Raw genomic sequence first — 17,007 nt, forward strand, 5'->3', positions numbered from 1 at the left:
AGCTCATGCGCCCAGGCCTATAAGGCCTTACAACAAAGGTCGCAGCTCCCGGGCGGCCTCCAGCAGCAGCGGCAGCAGGTCGCGCTGCATCTGGCGGGCCTCCAGCCGCTGGGGCGCCGCCACCACGTTGAGCGCGGCCACGGTGTGCCCCTGCATGTTGCGCAGGGGAACGGCCAGGGCATGGACGCCCAGTTCATGCTCCTCGCTGGCCACGCAGAGGTCCTGCTCGCGCACCGCCTCGACGACGGCCTTGAACTTCCGAGGATCGACCGTGGTGTGGGCCGTGAGCCGCGCGAGCTCGCGGCCCTTCATCCAGGCGTTGAACCGGGCCTTGGGCATCGCGGCGAGCAGAACCCGCCCTGTCGAGGTGGCGTGCGCGGGCAGGCGCGCCCCCAGGTGCAGGCCATAGGCCAGGACGCGCGTCGAGCCGCTGCGCGCGACGATGACCACCTCGTCGCCATCCAGCACCACCGCCGAGAAGGACTCCGCAGTCTGCGCGGCGAGCCGGTTGAGCGTGGGCTGGATCACCCGCGGCAGCCGGGCGGAGGCCAGGTAGCTGCCCGAGAAGCGCAACACCTTGGGCGCGAGCCAGAAATACGAGCCGTCGGTTTCCAGGTAGCCCAGGTGCGCGAGCGTCAGCAGGTGGCGACGGGCCGCCGCGCGCGTGATGCCGGCGCGCTGGGCCGCCAGCGTGGCATTGAGGCGCTGGCGTTCGGTGTCGAAGCTTTCCAGCACGGCCAGGCCCTTGGCCATGCCCTCGATGAAGTCTGCCCTGGCGATCATGCGGTCATCCTCGCGGCGCGAACACGGAGCGTTTGCGCGGTGATCGCGCAAACGGCGCAATGATCGCACAGACCCGCCCGATCGTCCTTGGCGCGGGCGCGCGCAGCGCCTACGCTGCGACCCAGGAGTACCCATCATGCGCACCCAGGTCGCCATCGTCGGCGCCGGCCCCTCGGGCCTGCTGCTCGGCCAGTTGCTGTTCAAGGCCGGCATCGACAACATCATCATCGAGCGGCAGAGCGCGGACTATGTGCTGGGGCGCATCCGCGCGGGCGTGCTGGAGCAGGTCACCTGCGACCTGCTCGACGAATGCGGCGTCGGCGCGCGCATGCACAGGCAGGGCCTGGTGCACGGCGGGATCGAGCTGCTCTTCAAGGGCGCGCGGCACCGCATCGACATGCAGCAGCTTACCGGCGGCAAGACGGTGACGGTCTACGGCCAGACCGAGGTCACGCACGACCTCATGGACGCCCGCCGGGCGGAGGGACTCGAGACGGTCTACGACGCCGGCGACACCGTGACGCTGCACGGCTTCGACGGCGCGCACCCGCGGGTGCGCTACGTGAAGGATGGGCAACCGCACGAGATCGAATGCGACTTCATCGCGGGTTGCGACGGCTACCACGGTGTGAGCCGCGCGAGCGTGCCGCAGGCATCGCTCAAGACCTACGAGAAGGTCTATCCCTTCGGCTGGCTGGGCATCCTCGCCGACGTGCCGCCCGTGTCGCACGAGCTGATCTACGCGAACACGGAGCGTGGCTTCGCACTCTGTTCCATGCGCAGCCCGACCCGCAGCCGCTACTACGTGCAGGTGCCTTCGGACGAGAAGGTGGAGAACTGGAGCGACGACGCGTTCTGGGCCGAGCTGCGCAGCCGTCTCGATCCCGAGGCACGCGACCATCTCGTCACGGGGCCGTCGCTCGAGAAGAGCATCGCGCCCCTGCGCAGCTTCGTCGCGGAGCCGATGCGCTTCGGCAGCCTTTTCCTCGCAGGGGACGCCGCGCACATCGTGCCGCCGACGGGCGCGAAGGGTTTGAACCTCGCGGCGTCGGACGTGAAGTACCTGTCGTCGGCCTTCATCGAGTTCTACAGGGAACGGTCGCGCGCGGGCGTCGATCATTATTCCGAGAAGTGCCTTCGCCGCGTCTGGAAGGCCGAACGCTTCTCGTGGTGGTTCACTTCTCTCATGCACCGCTTCCCGGAGACGGGCGACTTCGGGCAGAAGCTGCAGGAGGCGGAGCTGGACTACCTGGTGGGCTCCGCCGCTGCGTCGACGGCGCTCGCGGAAAACTACGTGGGGTTGCCGCTGTAGGGCCTCAATCCGCAAACGTGCCCGTCGCCTTGATGATCGGCCCCCACTTGTCGATCTCCGCCTTCAGCCACACCTGCAGCGATTCCGGCGTCAGCTTGTCTTCGCCGACGATTTCCGCGCCGAGTTCGGTCATGCGCGCGACCACCTGCGGGTCCTTCAGTGCAATGCGGATCGCCTGGTTCATCTTGTCGAGGATCGGCTTGGGCGTGCCCTTGGGCGCGTAGATGCCGTGCCATACGACGACCTCGAAGTCCTTGAGGCCCTGCTCGGCCAACGTCGGCGCATCGGGCAGCGCCTTGATGCGGCTCTTCGTCGTGACGCCGTAGAACTTCACGTTGCCTGCCTTGATCTGCGGGATGGTCTGCGTCGTCTGGTCGCACAGGATGTCGACCTGGCCGCCGAGCAGCGCGTTCATCGCGGGGGCGGTGCCCTGGAACGGGACGGCGGTGAGCTTCACGCCGAGCGCGCGCTCGAACATCATCCCGCACAGCTGCGACACGGCGCCGAGGCCGGCGTTCGCGAGGTTGATCTTGGACTGGTTCGCCTTCACGTAGGCAGCGAACTCCTGGAAGTTGTTGGCGGGGAAGTCCTTGCGCGCGAGCATCGTCATCGGCACCTCGACCGCCTGGCTCACGTACTCGAAGTCGGTGAGCGCGTTGTACGAGAGCTTGCGATAGAGCGCCGTCGACGTCGCCATCCCGTTGTGGTGGATGAAGAAGGTGTAGCCGTCCGGCGCGGACCTCGCGACGTACGCTGCGGCGACGGTGCCGCCCGCCCCGAGCTTGTTCTCGATGACGACGGTCTGGCCGATCGTCTTGCCGATGGACACGCCCAGCGTGCGCGCGACGACGTCCGTCGGCCCGCCCGCGGCGAAGGGCACCACCAGCGTGACGGGCTTGGCGGGCCATGCGGACTGGGCCAGGGACGCGGAGGCAGCCAGGACGCACAGCCCGGCGGCGAGACAACGGCGACGCAGATTCATGGTGATCTCCTGTGGATGCCGGCCAGCGTAGCCCAGGCCCGCGCAGCGGGAATCGGTATGTTCCCGGGCGCGCCGCTCTGCTAGTCTTGCGCGCAACCGTTCACGAATTCCCTGCCCATGGCGCAATCCCCTGCCGTCCTCCACGGCGTCCGCATCCTCAGCCTCGCGCTCAACCTCCCCGGCCCCGCCGCGCTCATGCGCTGCCGCGGCATGGGCGCGACCTGCACCAAGCTCGAGCCGCCCTCGGGCGATCCGATGGGGCTCTACAACCCGCCCGCGTATGCCCGGATGCACGAGGGCGTGAAAGTGATCGCCGCGGACCTCAAGTCCGGCGAGGGCCAGAAGACGCTGCATCGCGAACTGGCACGCGCGGATGTGCTGCTCACCTCCTTCCGGCCCTCGGCGCTGGACAAGCTCGGGCTCGGGTGGAAGCAGCTGCACACCGCGTACCCGTCGCTGTGCCAGGTCGCCATCGTCGGGGCGCCGGGCGCGCGCGCGGAGGAGCCGGGGCACGACCTCACGTATCTCGCGGACAACGGCCTCGTTCCCGGGCTGGAGCTCCCCGCCACGCTCTACGCGGACATGAGCGGTTCCCTGATGGCCAGCGAAGCCGTGCTGCGCGCAGCGCTCCTGCAGAGCGAACGGTACGCCGGCAGCGGCGACACGCATCCGAAAGGCGTGCTGATCGAGGTCGCCCTGTCCGATGCAGCGGCGTATCTCGCGCTGCCGAGGCAATGGGGGTTGACGCAGCCCGGCGGGTCGGTAGGTGGCGCGCACGCCGGCTACCGGGTCTACGCGTGCAAGGATGGACGGGTGGCGGTGGCGGCCCTGGAGCCGCATTTCGCGGCGGCACTGTGCGCCGCCGCGGGAGTGCCCGCGAGCGACATGCGCGCGATGTTCGCGCCCGCCACGCACGAAACCATCGCAGCCTTCCTGGCCACCCGCACGTGCGGGGAGCTGGACAGGCTGGCGATGGAGAAGGACATCCCGCTGCACACGATGGCAGCGGGACCGGCCTGAGCCTTACTGGCGCGGTTCGCCGCGGTCGTTGACCATGACGGTCTGGCGGCTCGGCGCTTCGGTCATCTGGACGTGGTGTTCCACGCCGCGGAAGACGTAGGCGACGTCGTAGTACGCCGGCGTCGTGCTGGCGACGTTCTCGCAGCGGCGCACGTCGTTGTACCCCTGGACCGTGCTGCCGCCGCCGGTGTTCGCGCCGATGGCCGCGCCTGCAACGGCGCCGACACCCGTCGCCGCGTCGCGGCCGGAGCCGCCGCCGATCTGGTGGCCGATGATGCCGCCCAGCAGGCCGCCCACGATGGCGCCGCCCACGTTGGGCTGGTTGCCCTGCGTCACGGCCTGGCGCTCCACCCAGCAGCGCTGGTTCGGCGGGCCGACGATGGCGTGCACCGAGCTGATCGGCGCTTCGAACAGGCGTTCCTGCGGGCGGCGGCGGAATTCCGGCGCGGGGGCGGGAATCACGGCGACGGGTTCCGGCGCTTCGTTGCGGTACACGCGGCGATCATCGACCTTGCGGACCGAGAAGACGCGGTCGTTCATGCCCATGTCGCGCAGGGAGGCGTAGCTGCCGCGGCGCAGGACCATGCAATTGCCTTCGAAACGGGGCTGGTCGCAAACTTCCCAGCGGCCGCGCTGGACGACCACGGAGCTGGCCATGTCGCCGAAGCCTGCCCGGCTCATGTTGCGCACGGGCTGGTCGGTCGTGAAGGACCGGCCGCGGTAGCCGTCGTGCTCGTAGAAGGTGACCTGGGCCATCGCCTGCGATCCCAGGACCACGGCGGCGGCGCCGAGCACCGCTTTGAGTTTGAAGTTCATGGTTGTTTTCTCCTGTTGAGACATCCACCTTAGGCCATCAGGGGCAACGGCTGTGTAAGACATCCTCACCAATCAACGCGCGACATCCGACTATGGCCTAATGTCGGGTTTGCAAATTTAAGTAACTGGAGATTCCTTCATGGGCAACAAGATCGTCACCGAAGCAGACCGCAAGCGCACCCCGGCAGTGAAAGTGCAGGAAGGCATCGCGACCAAGCAGCGCAAGGGGCAGGGCCAGAAGGTCAGCCTCGAGCGCGGCACCGCCACCCGCAGCAAGAAGAACCCGGGCAAGCGTCCCCACAAGGGCGGTTGAGCAGAGCGGGCCGGGGCGGCTGACCGCCGCACACCGGCTTCCAGCGCCGTCCTACAACCGGGGCGCTGCGTTGGCGTAGGGTGCTGGCATGGCACCCTCAAGCACACGAACCCTCTGGAAAGGCGCGATCAGCTTCGGTCTCGTCTACATCCCCGTCACGCTCCACTCGGCCACCGAGGAGCACCGGCTGAAATTCAACCTGCTGGACAAACGCTCCATGAACCCCGTGGGCAACCAGCAGGTGAACAAGTCCACCGGCAAGGCGATGCAAAAGGAAGACGTCGTCAAGGGCTTCGAGTACGAGAAAGACCAGTACGTGGTCGTCACGCCCGAAGAGATCAAGGCGGCGCTGCCCAAGTCGACCCAGACGATCGAGATCGAATCGTTCATCGACGCGGGGCAGATCCCCAGCACCTACTACAACAAGCCGTACTACGTCGCCCCGGCAGCCAAGGGCAACAAGCCCTACCTGCTGCTGCTCGAGACCTTGCGCAAGACTGGGAAGGTGGGCCTTGCGAAGGTGGTGATTTCCACCCGGCAGCACCTGGCTGCGCTGTTCCCCGCCGAGGACGGCCTCGTGCTGGAGCTGCTGCGCTGGCACGACGAGGTGCGCGACACCGCAGGCCTGCCGCTGCCCAAGGGCGACGACGCGCACGTGTCGCCGAAGGAATTGAAGATGGCCGAGCAGCTCGTGACCGAGCTCGCCGACAAGTGGAAGCCCGAGTCCTTCCACGATGAATTCCGGGAGAAGCTCGAGAAGGTCGTGGAAGCGAAGGTCAAGGCCGGCAAGGGCGAGCACATCGTGAAGCCCATCGAGGGCGAGGAGATGCAGTCCAGCGCCGACATCATCGACCTCACCGAGCTCCTGCGCCGCAGCCTGCGCAAGGGCGGCGGCAAGGGCGCCGCGAACGACGAGGCGGACGAGGCCGAAGCCGAAACGCCGGCCCGCAAGCCCCCCTCGCGGCGCAAGGCCGCCAACGACGAGACCCCGTCGCGCACGCGTGCCGCTGCCGCCGCGAAGACCAAGCCCCGCGCCAGCGCGAGCGTCAAAGCCAAACCCCGCAAGAAGGCCGCATGACGATGAAGAAAGACGACACCCTCACCCTCCTCCTTTCCTTCGCCGCGGGCGCCGCCGTCACCTGGTGGGCCGGCAGCATGCTCCTGGCGCCGCGCGGCACGCGCCTCGTGCCCGTGTCCGCGCGGCCTGCCGACGATGCGCGGCTGCGCAAGGACGTGCGCGCCAGGCTCGATGAGCTCGTGAGCCATCCGCGCGCGATCGAGGTGGAAGTGCACGAGGGCGAAGTCCGCGTCAGCGGACAGGTGCTTTCGGGGGAACTCGACGGCCTGCTCGTGCAGCTGACGCGGGTGCCCGGTGTGCGGCGGGTTCGCAATGCGCTCGCCACCCTGAGCGACCCCAGCGGTTTCGGCGAAAGTGTCTCAGCCGTCTGAGCGCGTGCGCAGGCGTGTAGTCCGTGACGCACGCGCAGGGACGCGCCGCTCCCGCACAGCCGGGCCCAGCCCGGCGTTAGGCTGAATCCTTCCAACCGAAAAGGAGTTCAGCATGAACAAGGATCAAGTCAAGGGCCGTCTCAAGGAAGCCGCAGGCGAGGTGCAGGAACATGTGGGCCGCGTCACCGGCAACGATTCCCAGGAGGCCAAGGGCCACGCCAAGGAGCAGGCCGGCAAGGTGCAGAAGAACTACGGCGACGCGAAGGACACCGTGTCCGATGCCGCCGACGACATCAAGTCGGACCTGAAGTCGGACATCCGGCGCAACGACAAGATCTGACGATGCGCCCCGCGGGGGTTTGTTAAGCTCCCTGCTTGACCTCTCCCGCAGTCCCTCCAACGCCGCCCCAGGGCGGCGTTTCCACGCCTCCCCCTTCCGGGGGCCTGTCCACCCAAACGCTCCTCGCCTTCGCGTGCTTCTTCAGCGGCGCGGCGCTGCGGGTGTGCGACTCGCTCATCCCCCGCCTCGCGAGCGATTTCCAGGTGACGCCCGGCACCGCCGGCCAGGTCATCATCGGCTTCGCCGTGGCCTATGGCCTGATGCAGCTGGTGTTCGGTCCGCTCGGCGACCGCTACGGCAAGGCGCGCATGGTCTGCGTCGCCCTCTTCGGTTGCGCCGCGGGAGCCGCCGCCTGCGTCTTCTCGCCGGGCTTCGGCTTCCTCGTGGGCACGCGCATGGTGTGGGGCATGGCCGCGGCGGGCGTGGTGCCGCTCGCGATGGCCTGGATCGGCGACGCCGTGCCGTATGCAGAACGGCAGGCCACCCTCGCCCGCCTTCTCACGGGCACCCTGTCCGGGATGATGGCGGGTCAGCTGGCGGGCGGCCTCTTCGCCGATTCCGCCGCGGGCTGGCGCGGCGCCTTCGGCACGCTGGCCGCCGGCTACGCGGTCGTCGGGCTCCTGGTGCTGGTCCGCGTGCGCTCCCAGGTGGCCGCGCCCGCGTCATCGCACGCCGCGCAGCCGTTCGGCAGGCAGCTCGCCTCCGTGCTGGCCATGCCCTGGTCGCGCTACGTGCTCATCGCCGCGCTGCTCGAAGGCATGCTGCTGCTGGGCCCGCTGGCTTTCCTGCCGGCGTACCTGCACGCGCGTTTCGGCATCACGCTGTCGGTCGCATCCGCGGCCATCGCGCTCTATGCCGCAGGCGGCCTCGTGTACGCCATGACGGCACGCCGCATCGTCCAGCGCTTCGGCGAACGGCGCATGGTCGCGACGGGGGGTGTGCTGATGGGGCTGGGCTTCGCGGCGTGGTTCGCTTCGCCGTGGTGGCAGGTCGCCGCTCCCGTGGCGCTGCTGGTGGGATTCGGGACCTACCTCTTCCACAACACGCTGCAGACGCACGCGACTCAGATGGCGCCGCAGGCGCGCGGGACGGCCGTGTCGCTGTTCGCGTTCTGCCTGTTCACGGGCCAGGCGGCCGGTGTCAGCGTGTCGGGTTGGGTGTTCGACCGGCTGGGCGCCGCGCCATTGCTGGCGGTGCCCGCGGCCTTGCTGCCCTTGACGGGCTGGTGGTTCGCCCGCGCCTTGCGGCTGCGGGCGGAACGGGCCTAGATCAGGTCGAAGGGCTCTCGGCGCGCTGGTGACGCTTCTTGCCGGCGGCGCGGGCTTCTTCGCTGCTGAACTGGTGCGCACGGCCGGAGGCGTGGGCGGCGCGGCCACCCAGGCTGGCGATCTCGCGCTTCTTCTCCGGCGACATCGCGGCGAAACCGCGGGGACGGCGCTGTTCTTGCGGAGCGGCGGTGGTGATGATTTCCTGCATTGCGAACTCGCTTTTTCGATGAATGGGAAGCTGATCCTGAGCCAAGCTCAGCCGTCCTCGTGTAGGACGGCGCCTCACCATGATGTCCGGATGAGGCTGTCAACTGAAGGAAAGGCCTTCAGCTTCCCGTCAGCGTGGCTTGCGCAAGGCCTTGGCAGGGGGTTTGGCGCTTCCCGTGACGCGCGGCGGCAGCCCCGTGTGCTGGGTCAGCAGGCGCCCTTTGGCAGGCGATGCGGGCCGGGCGGCGAGCGGCGTCGAGTTCTTGCGGCGCGCGCTCTGGTAGCTGCCGTCCGTCACCGGCTGGAACGACGGGATCAGGTGGTGCTTGCCGTTGCCGATCAGGTCGGCGCGGCCCATCGCCTTGAGCGCCTCGCGCAGGAGGGGCCAGTTGTTCGCGTCGTGATAGCGCAGGAAGGCCTTGTGCAGCCGGCGGCGCCGCTCGCCGCGCACGATGTCCACGGTGTCTTCGTCGGTGGCCGTGCGGCGCACCTTGCGCAGCGTATTGCGGCCGGAGTGGTACATCGCGGTCGCCGTGGCCATGGGGCTCGGATAGAAGGTCTGCACCTGGTCGGCGCGAAAGCCGTTCTTCTTGAGCCAGAGCGCGAGGTTCATCATGTCCTCGTCGCTCGTGCCCGGGTGCGCGGCGATGAAGTACGGCACGAGGTACTGCTTCTTGCCCGCCTCGGCGCTGTACTTCTCGAACATCGCCTTGAACCTGTCGTAGCTGCCGATGCCCGGCTTCATCATCTTCGTGAGCGGCCCCTGCTCGGTGTGCTCGGGCGCGATCTTCAGGTAGCCGCCGACGTGGTGCTGCACGAGCTCCTTCACGTACTCGGGCGACTGCACCGCGAGGTCGTAGCGCAGGCCCGAGCCGATGAGGATCTTCTTCACGCCCTTCAACGCCCGCGCGCGGCGGTACATGTGGATCAGCGCGGAGTGGTCGGTGTTCAGGTTCGAGCAGATGCCCGGGTACACGCAGCTCGGCTTGCGGCACGCGGCCTCGATCTCCGGGGACTTGCAGCCGATGCGGTACATGTTCGCCGTCGGCCCGCCGAGGTCCGAGATGACGCCGGTGAACGCGGGAATCCTGTCGCGGATCTCCTCGATCTCGCGGATCACGGAGTCTTCGCTGCGGCTCTGGATGATGCGGCCTTCGTGCTCGGTGATCGAGCAGAAGGTGCAGCCGCCGAAGCAGCCGCGCATGATGTTCACCGAGAAGCGGATCATCTCCCAGGCGGGAATCTTGGTCGCGTGCTCATGGCTGCCGTTCTCGTCCGCGTAGCGCGGATGCGGGCTGCGCGCATACGGCAGGCCGAACACGTAGTCCATCTCGGCGGTGGTCAGCGGGATGGGCGGCGGCGTGAGCCACACGTCGCGGTCGCCGTGGGCCTGCACGAGCGAGCGCGCGTTGCCCGGGTTCGTCTCCAGGTGCAGCACGCGGTTGGCGTGGGCGTACAGCACGGGGTCGCCCTTGACCTGGTCGTACGACGGCAGGCGGATCACGGTGCGGTCGCGATTGAGCTTGATGCGGGGATTGGGAACGAAGGTGAGCGCGTGGGGGGCTTCGGCGGGGGCGCCCGTGCCCTCCTCCTTCGCGCACGTCTCGCCCTGCGCCTTCGCCTGGTCCGACGTCGTGAGGTACGGGTTGATGTGGTCCTCCACGCGGCCCGGCTGGTCGACCTGAGTCGAATCGATTTCGATCCAGCCTTGCGGAGTTTCGCGGCGGAAGAACGCGGTGCCGCGTACGTCCGTGATCTGCTGCACCGGCTCCTTCGCGGCCAGCCGGTGCGCGATCTCCACGATCGCGCGCTCGGCGTTGCCGTACAGCAGCAGGTCGCACTTCGCGTCCACGAGGATGGAGCGGCGCACCTTGTCCGACCAGTAGTCGTAATGCGCGATGCGGCGCAGGCTGCCTTCGATGCCGCCCATGATGATCGGCACGTCGTTGAAGGCCTCGCGGCAGCGCTGCGAGTAGACGAGCGATGCGCGGTCCGGCCGCTTGCCGCCGACGTCGCCGGGCGTGTAGGCGTCGTCGCTTCGGATCTTGCGGTCCGCGGTGTAGCGGTTGATCATCGAATCCATGTTGCCGGCCGTGACGCCGAAGAACAGGTTCGGCTTGCCGAGGGCCTTGAACGGCTCGGCGCTTTGCCAGTCCGGCTGGGCGATGATGCCCACGCGGAAACCCTGCGCCTCGAGCACGCGGCCGATCACCGCCATGCCGAAGCTGGGGTGGTCCACGTAGGCGTCGCCCGTGACGACGATGACGTCGCAGCTGTCCCAGCCCAGCGCGTCCATTTCGGCGCGCGTGGTCGGCAGGAATTTCGCCGTGCCGAAACGCGACGCCCAGTACTTGCGGTAGCTGGTGATCGGCTTGGCGGCGCGCGCGAAAAAGGAAACGTCGACGGGGGCGTTCATGGGCTCTCTGGGGGGAACCCGCGATTGTACTTTCGGCTACCCCAGAAAGCCACTTCTAAGGGTATTGCTACCTCTGCAGCTGGCCCCGGATTTCGCCCCCGGGGTGCTTGGCCGTGTGGATGTTGACGTACCAGTTGCCTGCCGCGAGTTCGGCCATCTGGGCCGGCGTGAGCGAGGTCTTGCCCTCGGCCGAGGTCGCGTTGGGAACGCCCGCGAAGGGCACCAGCACCCCTGCGTTCCTGCCGGCCGGCGCCGGGCCGTGGATGTGGCCCGCGGTGGCGGGACCGCTCAGGCCGCTGAAGCTGACCTTCCACGTCATCTCGTTGTTCTTCGTGTCGACGCGAAGCTCGGCGGTCCCCGTGCCCTTGCTGTCATTGGCAGGCACTTCCTGCGCTCCCGAGAGCGTGGCCTTGTAGACCTGCATGCTGGAACCCATGCCCATCTGCGCGCAGCCCGCGAGGCCGAGGGTGAGCGCACCGGCGAGTGCAGCGAGTCGCAGGACGGCGTGGCGTTTTTTCATGTGTTTCTCCAGGTTGGATATCGGGCAGGTGATTCTCGACACGTGGCGATGCCACCCACGCTAGGACATACCCGGTGCAAGGGAAGTTCACGGATGAGCTCGCCCGACCGAGCAGAATGTCGCGATGACTTCCTCACCCGACAAGGCTTGGGCACCTGTGCTCGCGTTCTGGCGCGAGGCCGGACCGTCGAAGTGGTTCAAGAAGGATGCTGCTTTCGATGACCGCTTCCGCGGCGCCTTCCTCGCCCGGCACGAGGCGGCCGCGCGCGGCGAACTGGACGGCTGGGCACAAAGCGCCGAGGGGGCGCTGGCCCTGCTGATCCTGCTCGACCAGTTTCCGCGCAACAGCTTTCGCGGCACGCCGCGCATGTTCGCGACCGACGGCAAGGCCCGCGACATCGCGCGGCAGTCGCTGGCTGCGGGATGGGACGTGCAGGTCCCCCCCGAGCTGCGCAACTTCTTTTATCTCCCGTTGATGCATTCGGAGGCGCTCGCGGATCAGGATCGCGCCGTGGCACTCACGCAGGCGCTGGGCGGCGAGCACCAGCGCTTCGCCCTCATGCATCGCGACATCATCGCGAGATTCGGCCGCTTCCCGCACCGCAACGCGGTGCTGGGACGAAGCACCACGCAGGAGGAGCAGCGCTTCCTCGACGAAGGCGGCTTCGCCGGCTGAGGCGCTCAGAGGATCCCGAGCCCCGCGAAGGTGCTCAGGGCGTGGCCGCCCTTTTGCGGCGCGGGCGTGAGGCTCACCTGCGCCAGGTCGGAGTCGTGGAAGTACTCTTCCATCAGCAGGCAGCCGGAGGTGTCGGCTTCCACCGAATCGCGCACCAGCTCATACGTTTCGGGGGACACCGCGATGCTGCCCGTGGCCGCCGTGGCGGCGACCTGCGCGGCCATGCGCGTGGCCGGCCCGACGAGCGTGCTCGCGACCTGGAAGCCGCAGCGGAAGGTGCCGATCTCGCCCACGCCGGTGTGGATGCCCATGCGCACGTGCAGGTCCTGCGCGCTGCGCTGCAGCTCCATCGCCATCTTCACGCACGCGGCCGGGTCGTCGAACCAGATCGCCGCGGCGCCGTCGATGAAATGGTCCACGTGTCCTCCATGGCGCATCGCCAGCCATTCGGCTTCCGCGGCGAAGCTTTCGCGCTCGCGCTCGTTCCACAGGCGCTGCTCGCCCTGCTCCGCATGCAGGACGGTGAGCTGCCGCGATTCGAATTCGATGCCGTGCGTGCCATCGCCGTGGAAGAGGGCCTGCCACTCCTGCGGCGGGAGGTGGCGCGCGAGTTTTTCCGAAAGTGCCTCGATGCGGCGCGAGCGCTCGGTCGCGCGCACGTGCGCGTCCACGCGCAGCACCACCTGGCCCGGATCCACCGGCTTGGTCAGATAGTCGACGGCGCCGAGGTCCAGCCCCAGCCGCTCGTCGTGATGCGTCGCGAGCGCGGTGAGGAAGATGACCGGGATGTTCGCTGTGGGCGGGTGCTGGCGGATGCGACGCAGCACTTCGTAGCCATCCATGTCCGGCATCATGATGTCCAGCAGCACCATGTCGGGCGGGTTGGCCGACATCAGCACGCGAAGCGCGTCCTTGCCCGACGCCGCCTGCACCACGTCGTAGCGGTCCTCGAAGAGGCCGTTCATGAGGAACAGGTTGTCCGGCATGTCGTCGACGACAAGGATGCGCGGGACTTTGGTCGACTCGGTTTGCTGGTTCTGGCTCATGGTCACCCTCGGGGTTGATTGGTAACAGAATGAGACCATGCGCAAGGAAAGCGCCACTAGGCAAAACTGGACGCCGCCTTAGGGAAATTTCCTAGGGGCCCGGCGTGCCCGGAAAAGCTACCCATCGAGTTCGGGATACCTGCGAAAGATGCCGTCCTCGTTGAACGGAATGCGCCGCTCGCTCGCGAGGTAGGCCGCGATGCGGCGATGGCGGGCCACGCCGTCATGCAGGGCCCCCACGAGCGGCGCCTTCTTCATTGCGCGCTTCGTGGCCTTTGGGAACGCGTAGTACAGCCCTTCCACAGCCTGGAAGAGCGACAAGTCCGCATAACTCAGCTTCGCGCCGACGAGATGCGGGTCCTTGCGCTTCGCGTTGCGCGGATTGCGCTCCAGGATCGCCTCGAACCAGCGCAGGAACTTTGGGATGCGCTCCTTGCGGAACTCGCCCGCGCGCCTCAGCGCCTCCTTCTTCTGGTCCTCGTAGTAGAGCCCCGCGCCCACGGGATGGTGCGTGTCGTGCGCCTCGCTCACGAGGTCCGCGATCGTGAGCTGGATCTGGTGCGTCCACAACTGGTCGGCCTCCGACTTGCCGGCCAGCCCCAGGCGAGGGCCGAGGTACAGCAGGATGGCGGCGCTCTGGGCGATCACCTTCTTGCCGTCGACCAGGAAGGGGCACGCGAAGGGCGGCCGGGCGATCGACTCGTCCTCGAAGAAGCGCGTCATCGCGGGCACACCCTGCCCTCGCCCCTCGCCGCGCGCGACGTCGACATAGTCCGCGCCTGCGGCTTCCAGCGCGAGCCGCACGAATTCGCCGCGGCCCTGGATGCCTGGCCAATAGTGCAGCTGGTAGCTCATGCCGTCCTCACGCCTTCTTCGCCCTCTTGCGCGCGGCCGGCTTTTTCTTGCCGAGCCGGGTCATGTCCAGCTCGATCCAGGTGGGCGCGTGGTCGCTGGGCTTTTCGAGGTCGCGCACCCACCGGTCGACGTTCGCGTCCACCAGGCACGGCGCGAGCTCCGCGTTCAGCAGCAGGTGGTCGATGCGCAACCCGGCGTCACGCTCCCAGTGCTTCCGGAAGTAGTCCCAGAACGTGAAGATCGCCTCGTCCGGATGGAGATGGCGGATCGAATCGACCCAGCCCTGGTCGAGCAGGCGCTGGTAGCAGGCGCGGCTTTCCGGCTGCAGCAGCGCATCCTTCAGCCAGGAGCGCGGGTTGTAGATGTCGAAGTCCGTCGGCACCACGTTGTAGTCGCCCGCCATCACGACCGGATGGCCCGACTTGTAGAGCGAGGCGGCGTGCTCGATGAAACGCTCGAACCACGCGAGCTTGTAGTCGAACTTGGGGCCGGGCTGCGGGTTGCCGTTGGGCAGGTACAGGCAGGCGACGATCACGCCGTCCACGGCCGCCTCGAGGTAGCGGCTGTGCGAGTCGTCAGGGTCCCCGGGCAGCTCGCGCCTCACCTCCAGCGGCTCGATGCCGCGCGCGAGGATCGCGACGCCGTTCCAGGATTGCTGCCCCTTCCAGATTGCGTGGTAGCCGGCGTCGAGCAGTTCCTGGCGCGGGAAGGATCCGTCGAGAGCCTTGAGTTCCTGGAGGCAGGCGACATCCGGTTGCTCCCGCTCCAGCCACTGGAGCAGGTGCGCAAGGCGGGTCTTGATTCCGTTGACGTTGAAGGTGGCGATTCGCATCGCACGCATCATCGCGCACCGCGGCCCGCCGCGCAGAAGGCGCAGTCCTACATCCGTGTCGAAGCAGGCGGCGCATCATGGCTCCATCATGCCCATCCGTTTCAGCACCGAAGCCGCCAACGCCGACAGGATCGACCCGGACGCCGCGCCCCAGGCATCCAGGCCGCGCGGGCCGGCCTCCCCTCGGCGCTACGAAGTTCCCGGAAAGAAGGAAGCCGCCAAGCCCGTGGCCGGCAAGCCGGGGGAAGACATCAACGCGGCGGGTTTCCTCAAGGACCCTTCACCTTCTCGCGACTGAAGGCGGAGGCGCCCCCGCCGCCACCGCCATCGGCGAAGTCGTGCGCATCCAGCGGATCGCGCTTTTTCGTGCGCGGCGATTCGATCAGCTCGCTCGCGCTGTTGTCGGCGGAGTCGCTGCGCGGGGGAGGCGATCGCATCGGTGCATCGCCGCGCTTCGCGCGACTCGGGCTCGTGCCCCGTCTGAGGTATGGCATGGCGGCCTCCTTCTGAGTCGATGGGGCCAGCTTACGGCGCGCCCGGCGCGGCCATTTGTCGGACAGCGCCGCGTGAACCGAATGTGACGCCCGCACTCCAACACCCCATGCGCCTCGCCCTGACGCTTTCATGCCTTGCCCTGCTGCTGCCGCCCTGCGCGTCAGCCCAGCCGGAACCGGATACTCCCGCGCGGACCGGCGCGCCCGACACCCCGGTGCGCGTGCCCCCGCCGGTGATCGCGCCCGTGCGGCCGCTGGCGATGCCGTCCCTCGCACCCGCGCCTCCCGCGGTGGAGATGCCGCGCCCCGCCGCGATCACCTCCTGCGACACCTCCGGGTGCTGGGACAGCAACAGCCGCCGGCTCAACAGCCAGGGCCCGCTGCTGCTGGGGCCGCGCGGCCCGTGCCTGCAGCAGGGCGGCCTGGTGAGCTGCCCCTGAGGGCCCCCGCCTGCACAACAAGACGACACAGGCCGACATGGTCCGTCTACATGGCCGACACCTCGCCGACACGCGCCGGGCGTTCAATGAGTGCATGCGGGCACCGTCCGCAACCCTCAAGGAGACCCCCATGAGAAAGTTCCTGCTTCCCCTCGCGCTGGTCGGCGTCGCCGGCCTCACGGGCTGCGTCGGCTACGGCGGCGGCACCTACGGATCGGCCTACTACAGCAGCGGCCCGGCCTATGGCTATGGCAGCGGCTACGGTTACGGCAGCAGCGCGGTCGTGATCGAGCAGCGCCCCGCCTATCGCTACTACGGCGACCGCCGCGACCGTGACGGCGACGGCGTGCCGAACCGGTACGACGCGCGCCCGGACAATCCGCGCCGTTACTGACGCGAACAGGGGGTGGGTCCGTGGGGTTTAAGATCGCCCCATGATCCAAAAAAGCCTCCTTATCGGAGCGCTGGCACTCGCCAGCGCCCTTCCCTCCTTCGCCCAGACCGCGAACGCGTCCGCATCCAAGAAAGACTCCATCGGCCGCATCCTGAAGCTGCAGCGCCCCGGCATCGAAGGCATGGCGCACGGCCTCATCGAGCAGCCAGCCCTGGAGCTGCTCAACAGCGCCGGCAATGCCATCGCCACGCGCGTCCCCAAGGACAAGCAGGAATCCGTCGCCAAGGACATCCAGGCCGACGCCCGCAAGTACGTCGATGAAACTTCGCCGGTCGTGCGCGATCGCGCCGTGGCGCTCGCGCCCTCCACCATCGGCGCCATGCTGGAGGAGAAGTTCACCGAGGACGAGCTCAAGCAGATCGTCTCCATCATCGAATCGCCCGTCTACGGGAAATTCCAGGCGATGGGCGACGACATGCAGAAGGCCCTCATCGAGAAGGTCGTGGCGGACACGCGCCCGACCATCGAGCCCAAGGTCCGCGCGCTCGAAGCATCGATCGCCAAGCGCCTGGGCGTCGCGCCCAACGGCGCCGCGGCGCCTGCGCCGGCCGCACGCCCGTCCGCGAAGCCGGCCAGCCGCTAGGCAGCCTTCAACGTCCCTGGCGGATGAACCGCCGGACGTTGTCCGGGTCGCTGCCCACCGATTCCACCGCATGCCGCAACTCGGGCTCGCTGCAGTGCAGCCAGTTCATCCAGTTGCGGCGTTCCCATTCATGGTCGAGGCTGACCACGTAGTCATCTGAATACCGGTTCTTGTCTTCGGACATGTGCGCCTCCTGGGGGT

At 68.2% G+C, this 17,007-nt stretch carries 23 protein-coding genes; 12 read left to right on the plus strand and 11 right to left on the minus strand.

Going from position 1 to position 17,007, the window contains the following annotated elements:
- Window positions 1-27 precede the first annotated feature (27 nt).
- Window positions 28-783, minus strand: coding sequence for an IclR family transcriptional regulator domain-containing protein (locus I5803_RS03125; protein WP_196984959.1), 756 nt, complete (start codon window positions 781-783; stop codon window positions 28-30).
- 136 nt (window positions 784-919) lie between these two features.
- Between I5803_RS03125 and pobA the strand changes: the two genes are divergently transcribed.
- On the plus strand, window positions 920-2,095 hold the full coding sequence (gene pobA / locus I5803_RS03130) for a 4-hydroxybenzoate 3-monooxygenase (RefSeq protein WP_196984960.1): 1,176 nt from the start codon (window positions 920-922) through the stop codon (window positions 2,093-2,095).
- Between the two features lie 4 nt (window positions 2,096-2,099).
- On the opposite strand, the gene I5803_RS03135 is transcribed toward pobA, so the two are convergent.
- On the minus strand, window positions 2,100-3,077 hold the full coding sequence (locus I5803_RS03135; protein ID WP_196984961.1) for a tripartite tricarboxylate transporter substrate-binding protein: 978 nt from the start codon (window positions 3,075-3,077) through the stop codon (window positions 2,100-2,102).
- A 117-nt stretch (window positions 3,078-3,194) separates the two neighbouring features.
- Here I5803_RS03135 and I5803_RS03140 point away from each other — a divergent pair, with 117 nt between their 5' ends.
- Window positions 3,195-4,097, plus strand: a complete 903-nt coding sequence (locus I5803_RS03140; protein ID WP_196984962.1) for a CoA transferase — start codon at window positions 3,195-3,197, stop codon at window positions 4,095-4,097.
- 3 nt (window positions 4,098-4,100) lie between these two features.
- Here I5803_RS03140 and I5803_RS22305 read toward each other — a convergent pair whose 3' ends face one another.
- Window positions 4,101-4,913: a beta/gamma-crystallin gene (locus tag I5803_RS22305; protein ID WP_196984963.1), complete on the minus strand. Its 813-nt coding sequence runs from the start codon at window positions 4,911-4,913 to the stop codon at window positions 4,101-4,103.
- A gap of 139 nt (window positions 4,914-5,052) precedes the next feature.
- Between I5803_RS22305 and I5803_RS03150 the strand changes: the two genes are divergently transcribed.
- The 5 genes from I5803_RS03150 to I5803_RS03170 all read left to right on the plus strand — a co-directional run bounded on the left by I5803_RS03150 (window position 5,053) and on the right by I5803_RS03170 (window position 8,283).
- Window positions 5,053-5,226: a hypothetical protein gene (locus tag I5803_RS03150; protein WP_196984964.1), complete on the plus strand. Its 174-nt coding sequence runs from the start codon at window positions 5,053-5,055 to the stop codon at window positions 5,224-5,226.
- A gap of 88 nt (window positions 5,227-5,314) precedes the next feature.
- Window positions 5,315-6,304 carry a non-homologous end joining protein Ku gene (gene ku / locus I5803_RS03155; RefSeq protein WP_196984965.1) on the plus strand — a complete coding sequence of 330 codons (990 nt, stop codon included), beginning with the start codon at window positions 5,315-5,317 and terminating at the stop codon, window positions 6,302-6,304.
- On the plus strand, window positions 6,301-6,675 hold the full coding sequence (locus I5803_RS03160; protein ID WP_196984966.1) for a BON domain-containing protein: 375 nt from the start codon (window positions 6,301-6,303) through the stop codon (window positions 6,673-6,675). Before ku ends, I5803_RS03160 begins: the two co-directional genes overlap by 4 nt.
- 112 nt (window positions 6,676-6,787) lie before the next feature.
- Window positions 6,788-7,015, plus strand: a complete 228-nt coding sequence (locus tag I5803_RS03165; protein ID WP_196984967.1) for a CsbD family protein — start codon at window positions 6,788-6,790, stop codon at window positions 7,013-7,015.
- A gap of 104 nt (window positions 7,016-7,119) precedes the next feature.
- Entirely contained in the window at window positions 7,120-8,283 is a 1,164-nt protein-coding gene (locus tag I5803_RS03170; RefSeq protein ID WP_196988440.1) for an MFS transporter, read from the plus strand.
- Window position 8,284: 1 nt separating this feature from the next.
- Here I5803_RS03170 and I5803_RS22370 read toward each other — a convergent pair whose 3' ends face one another.
- From I5803_RS22370 to I5803_RS03185, 3 genes are all read right to left on the minus strand, one after another.
- Window positions 8,285-8,491, minus strand: a complete 207-nt coding sequence (locus I5803_RS22370; protein ID WP_196988441.1) for a KGG domain-containing protein — start codon at window positions 8,489-8,491, stop codon at window positions 8,285-8,287.
- A gap of 129 nt (window positions 8,492-8,620) precedes the next feature.
- Window positions 8,621-10,906 (minus strand): YgiQ family radical SAM protein, encoded by a 2,286-nt coding sequence (locus tag I5803_RS03180; RefSeq protein WP_196984968.1) that lies wholly within the window; start codon window positions 10,904-10,906, stop codon window positions 8,621-8,623.
- Window positions 10,907-10,973: 67 nt separating this feature from the next.
- Window positions 10,974-11,426, minus strand: coding sequence for a CHRD domain-containing protein (locus I5803_RS03185; RefSeq protein WP_196984969.1), 453 nt, complete (start codon window positions 11,424-11,426; stop codon window positions 10,974-10,976).
- A gap of 124 nt (window positions 11,427-11,550) precedes the next feature.
- On the opposite strand from I5803_RS03185, the gene I5803_RS03190 reads away from it, so the two are divergent.
- Window positions 11,551-12,102, plus strand: a complete 552-nt coding sequence (locus I5803_RS03190) for a DUF924 family protein (RefSeq protein ID WP_196984970.1) — start codon at window positions 11,551-11,553, stop codon at window positions 12,100-12,102.
- A gap of 5 nt (window positions 12,103-12,107) precedes the next feature.
- Here I5803_RS03190 and I5803_RS03195 read toward each other — a convergent pair whose 3' ends face one another.
- The 3 genes from I5803_RS03195 to xth all read right to left on the minus strand — a co-directional run bounded on the left by I5803_RS03195 (window position 12,108) and on the right by xth (window position 14,835).
- Complete coding sequence (locus I5803_RS03195; RefSeq protein ID WP_196984971.1) at window positions 12,108-13,148, minus strand: response regulator; 1,041 nt, start codon at window positions 13,146-13,148, stop codon at window positions 12,108-12,110.
- 117 nt (window positions 13,149-13,265) lie between these two features.
- Complete coding sequence (locus tag I5803_RS03200) at window positions 13,266-14,003, minus strand: glutathione S-transferase (protein ID WP_196984972.1); 738 nt, start codon at window positions 14,001-14,003, stop codon at window positions 13,266-13,268.
- 7 nt (window positions 14,004-14,010) lie between these two features.
- A complete protein-coding gene (gene xth / locus I5803_RS03205) occupies window positions 14,011-14,835 on the minus strand; it encodes an exodeoxyribonuclease III (protein ID WP_435520837.1) in 825 nt (274 codons plus the stop codon).
- 88 nt (window positions 14,836-14,923) lie between these two features.
- Here xth and I5803_RS03210 point away from each other — a divergent pair, with 88 nt between their 5' ends.
- Window positions 14,924-15,133, plus strand: coding sequence for a hypothetical protein (locus I5803_RS03210; protein ID WP_196984974.1), 210 nt, complete (start codon window positions 14,924-14,926; stop codon window positions 15,131-15,133).
- On the opposite strand, the gene I5803_RS03215 is transcribed toward I5803_RS03210, so the two are convergent.
- Window positions 15,105-15,329, minus strand: coding sequence for a hypothetical protein (locus tag I5803_RS03215; protein ID WP_196984975.1), 225 nt, complete (start codon window positions 15,327-15,329; stop codon window positions 15,105-15,107). The two genes, I5803_RS03210 and I5803_RS03215, sit on opposite strands and share 29 nt — an antisense overlap.
- A gap of 107 nt (window positions 15,330-15,436) precedes the next feature.
- Here I5803_RS03215 and I5803_RS03220 point away from each other — a divergent pair, with 107 nt between their 5' ends.
- From I5803_RS03220 to I5803_RS03230, 3 genes are all read left to right on the plus strand, one after another.
- The gene (locus I5803_RS03220) at window positions 15,437-15,769 is read left to right on the plus strand and encodes a hypothetical protein (RefSeq protein WP_196984976.1); all 333 of its coding nucleotides are present in this window, start codon (window positions 15,437-15,439) and stop codon (window positions 15,767-15,769) included.
- A gap of 130 nt (window positions 15,770-15,899) precedes the next feature.
- Window positions 15,900-16,163: a hypothetical protein gene (locus I5803_RS03225; RefSeq protein ID WP_196984977.1), complete on the plus strand. Its 264-nt coding sequence runs from the start codon at window positions 15,900-15,902 to the stop codon at window positions 16,161-16,163.
- Between the two features lie 40 nt (window positions 16,164-16,203).
- A complete protein-coding gene (locus I5803_RS03230; protein WP_196984978.1) occupies window positions 16,204-16,806 on the plus strand; it encodes a DUF2059 domain-containing protein in 603 nt (200 codons plus the stop codon).
- A 7-nt stretch (window positions 16,807-16,813) separates the two neighbouring features.
- On the opposite strand, the gene I5803_RS03235 is transcribed toward I5803_RS03230, so the two are convergent.
- Window positions 16,814-16,990 (minus strand): DUF3606 domain-containing protein, encoded by a 177-nt coding sequence (locus I5803_RS03235; RefSeq protein ID WP_196984979.1) that lies wholly within the window; start codon window positions 16,988-16,990, stop codon window positions 16,814-16,816.
- Window positions 16,991-17,007: the final 17 nt, after the last annotated feature.

Origin of the sequence: Caenimonas aquaedulcis (genome assembly GCF_015831345.1) — a bacterium.
GTDB lineage: Bacteria > Pseudomonadota > Gammaproteobacteria > Burkholderiales > Burkholderiaceae_C > Ramlibacter > Ramlibacter aquaedulcis.

What these genes read in the sequence shown, in the direction of transcription:
- I5803_RS03125 (WP_196984959.1), bottom strand. Translation starts at nt 783, where the DNA reads ATGATCGCCAGGGCAGACTTCATCGAGGGCATGGCCAAGGGCCTGGCC.
- pobA (WP_196984960.1), top strand. Translation starts at nt 920, where the DNA reads ATGCGCACCCAGGTCGCCATCGTCGGCGCCGGCCCCTCGGGCCTGCTG.
- I5803_RS03135 (WP_196984961.1), bottom strand. Translation starts at nt 3,077, where the DNA reads ATGAATCTGCGTCGCCGTTGTCTCGCCGCCGGGCTGTGCGTCCTGGCT.
- I5803_RS03140 (WP_196984962.1), top strand. Translation starts at nt 3,195, where the DNA reads ATGGCGCAATCCCCTGCCGTCCTCCACGGCGTCCGCATCCTCAGCCTC.
- I5803_RS22305 (WP_196984963.1), bottom strand. Translation starts at nt 4,913, where the DNA reads ATGAACTTCAAACTCAAAGCGGTGCTCGGCGCCGCCGCCGTGGTCCTG.
- I5803_RS03150 (WP_196984964.1), top strand. Translation starts at nt 5,053, where the DNA reads ATGGGCAACAAGATCGTCACCGAAGCAGACCGCAAGCGCACCCCGGCA.
- ku (WP_196984965.1), top strand. Translation starts at nt 5,315, where the DNA reads ATGGCACCCTCAAGCACACGAACCCTCTGGAAAGGCGCGATCAGCTTC.
- I5803_RS03160 (WP_196984966.1), top strand. Translation starts at nt 6,301, where the DNA reads ATGACGATGAAGAAAGACGACACCCTCACCCTCCTCCTTTCCTTCGCC.
- I5803_RS03165 (WP_196984967.1), top strand. Translation starts at nt 6,788, where the DNA reads ATGAACAAGGATCAAGTCAAGGGCCGTCTCAAGGAAGCCGCAGGCGAG.
- I5803_RS22370 (WP_196988441.1), bottom strand. Translation starts at nt 8,491, where the DNA reads ATGCAGGAAATCATCACCACCGCCGCTCCGCAAGAACAGCGCCGTCCC.
- I5803_RS03180 (WP_196984968.1), bottom strand. Translation starts at nt 10,906, where the DNA reads ATGAACGCCCCCGTCGACGTTTCCTTTTTCGCGCGCGCCGCCAAGCCG.
- I5803_RS03185 (WP_196984969.1), bottom strand. Translation starts at nt 11,426, where the DNA reads ATGAAAAAACGCCACGCCGTCCTGCGACTCGCTGCACTCGCCGGTGCG.
- I5803_RS03190 (WP_196984970.1), top strand. Translation starts at nt 11,551, where the DNA reads ATGACTTCCTCACCCGACAAGGCTTGGGCACCTGTGCTCGCGTTCTGG.
- I5803_RS03195 (WP_196984971.1), bottom strand. Translation starts at nt 13,148, where the DNA reads ATGAGCCAGAACCAGCAAACCGAGTCGACCAAAGTCCCGCGCATCCTT.
- I5803_RS03200 (WP_196984972.1), bottom strand. Translation starts at nt 14,003, where the DNA reads ATGAGCTACCAGCTGCACTATTGGCCAGGCATCCAGGGCCGCGGCGAA.
- xth (WP_435520837.1), bottom strand. Translation starts at nt 14,835, where the DNA reads ATGCGAATCGCCACCTTCAACGTCAACGGAATCAAGACCCGCCTTGCG.
- I5803_RS03210 (WP_196984974.1), top strand. Translation starts at nt 14,924, where the DNA reads ATGCCCATCCGTTTCAGCACCGAAGCCGCCAACGCCGACAGGATCGAC.
- I5803_RS03215 (WP_196984975.1), bottom strand. Translation starts at nt 15,329, where the DNA reads ATGCCATACCTCAGACGGGGCACGAGCCCGAGTCGCGCGAAGCGCGGC.
- I5803_RS03220 (WP_196984976.1), top strand. Translation starts at nt 15,437, where the DNA reads ATGCGCCTCGCCCTGACGCTTTCATGCCTTGCCCTGCTGCTGCCGCCC.
- I5803_RS03225 (WP_196984977.1), top strand. Translation starts at nt 15,900, where the DNA reads ATGAGAAAGTTCCTGCTTCCCCTCGCGCTGGTCGGCGTCGCCGGCCTC.
- I5803_RS03230 (WP_196984978.1), top strand. Translation starts at nt 16,204, where the DNA reads ATGATCCAAAAAAGCCTCCTTATCGGAGCGCTGGCACTCGCCAGCGCC.
- I5803_RS03235 (WP_196984979.1), bottom strand. Translation starts at nt 16,990, where the DNA reads ATGTCCGAAGACAAGAACCGGTATTCAGATGACTACGTGGTCAGCCTC.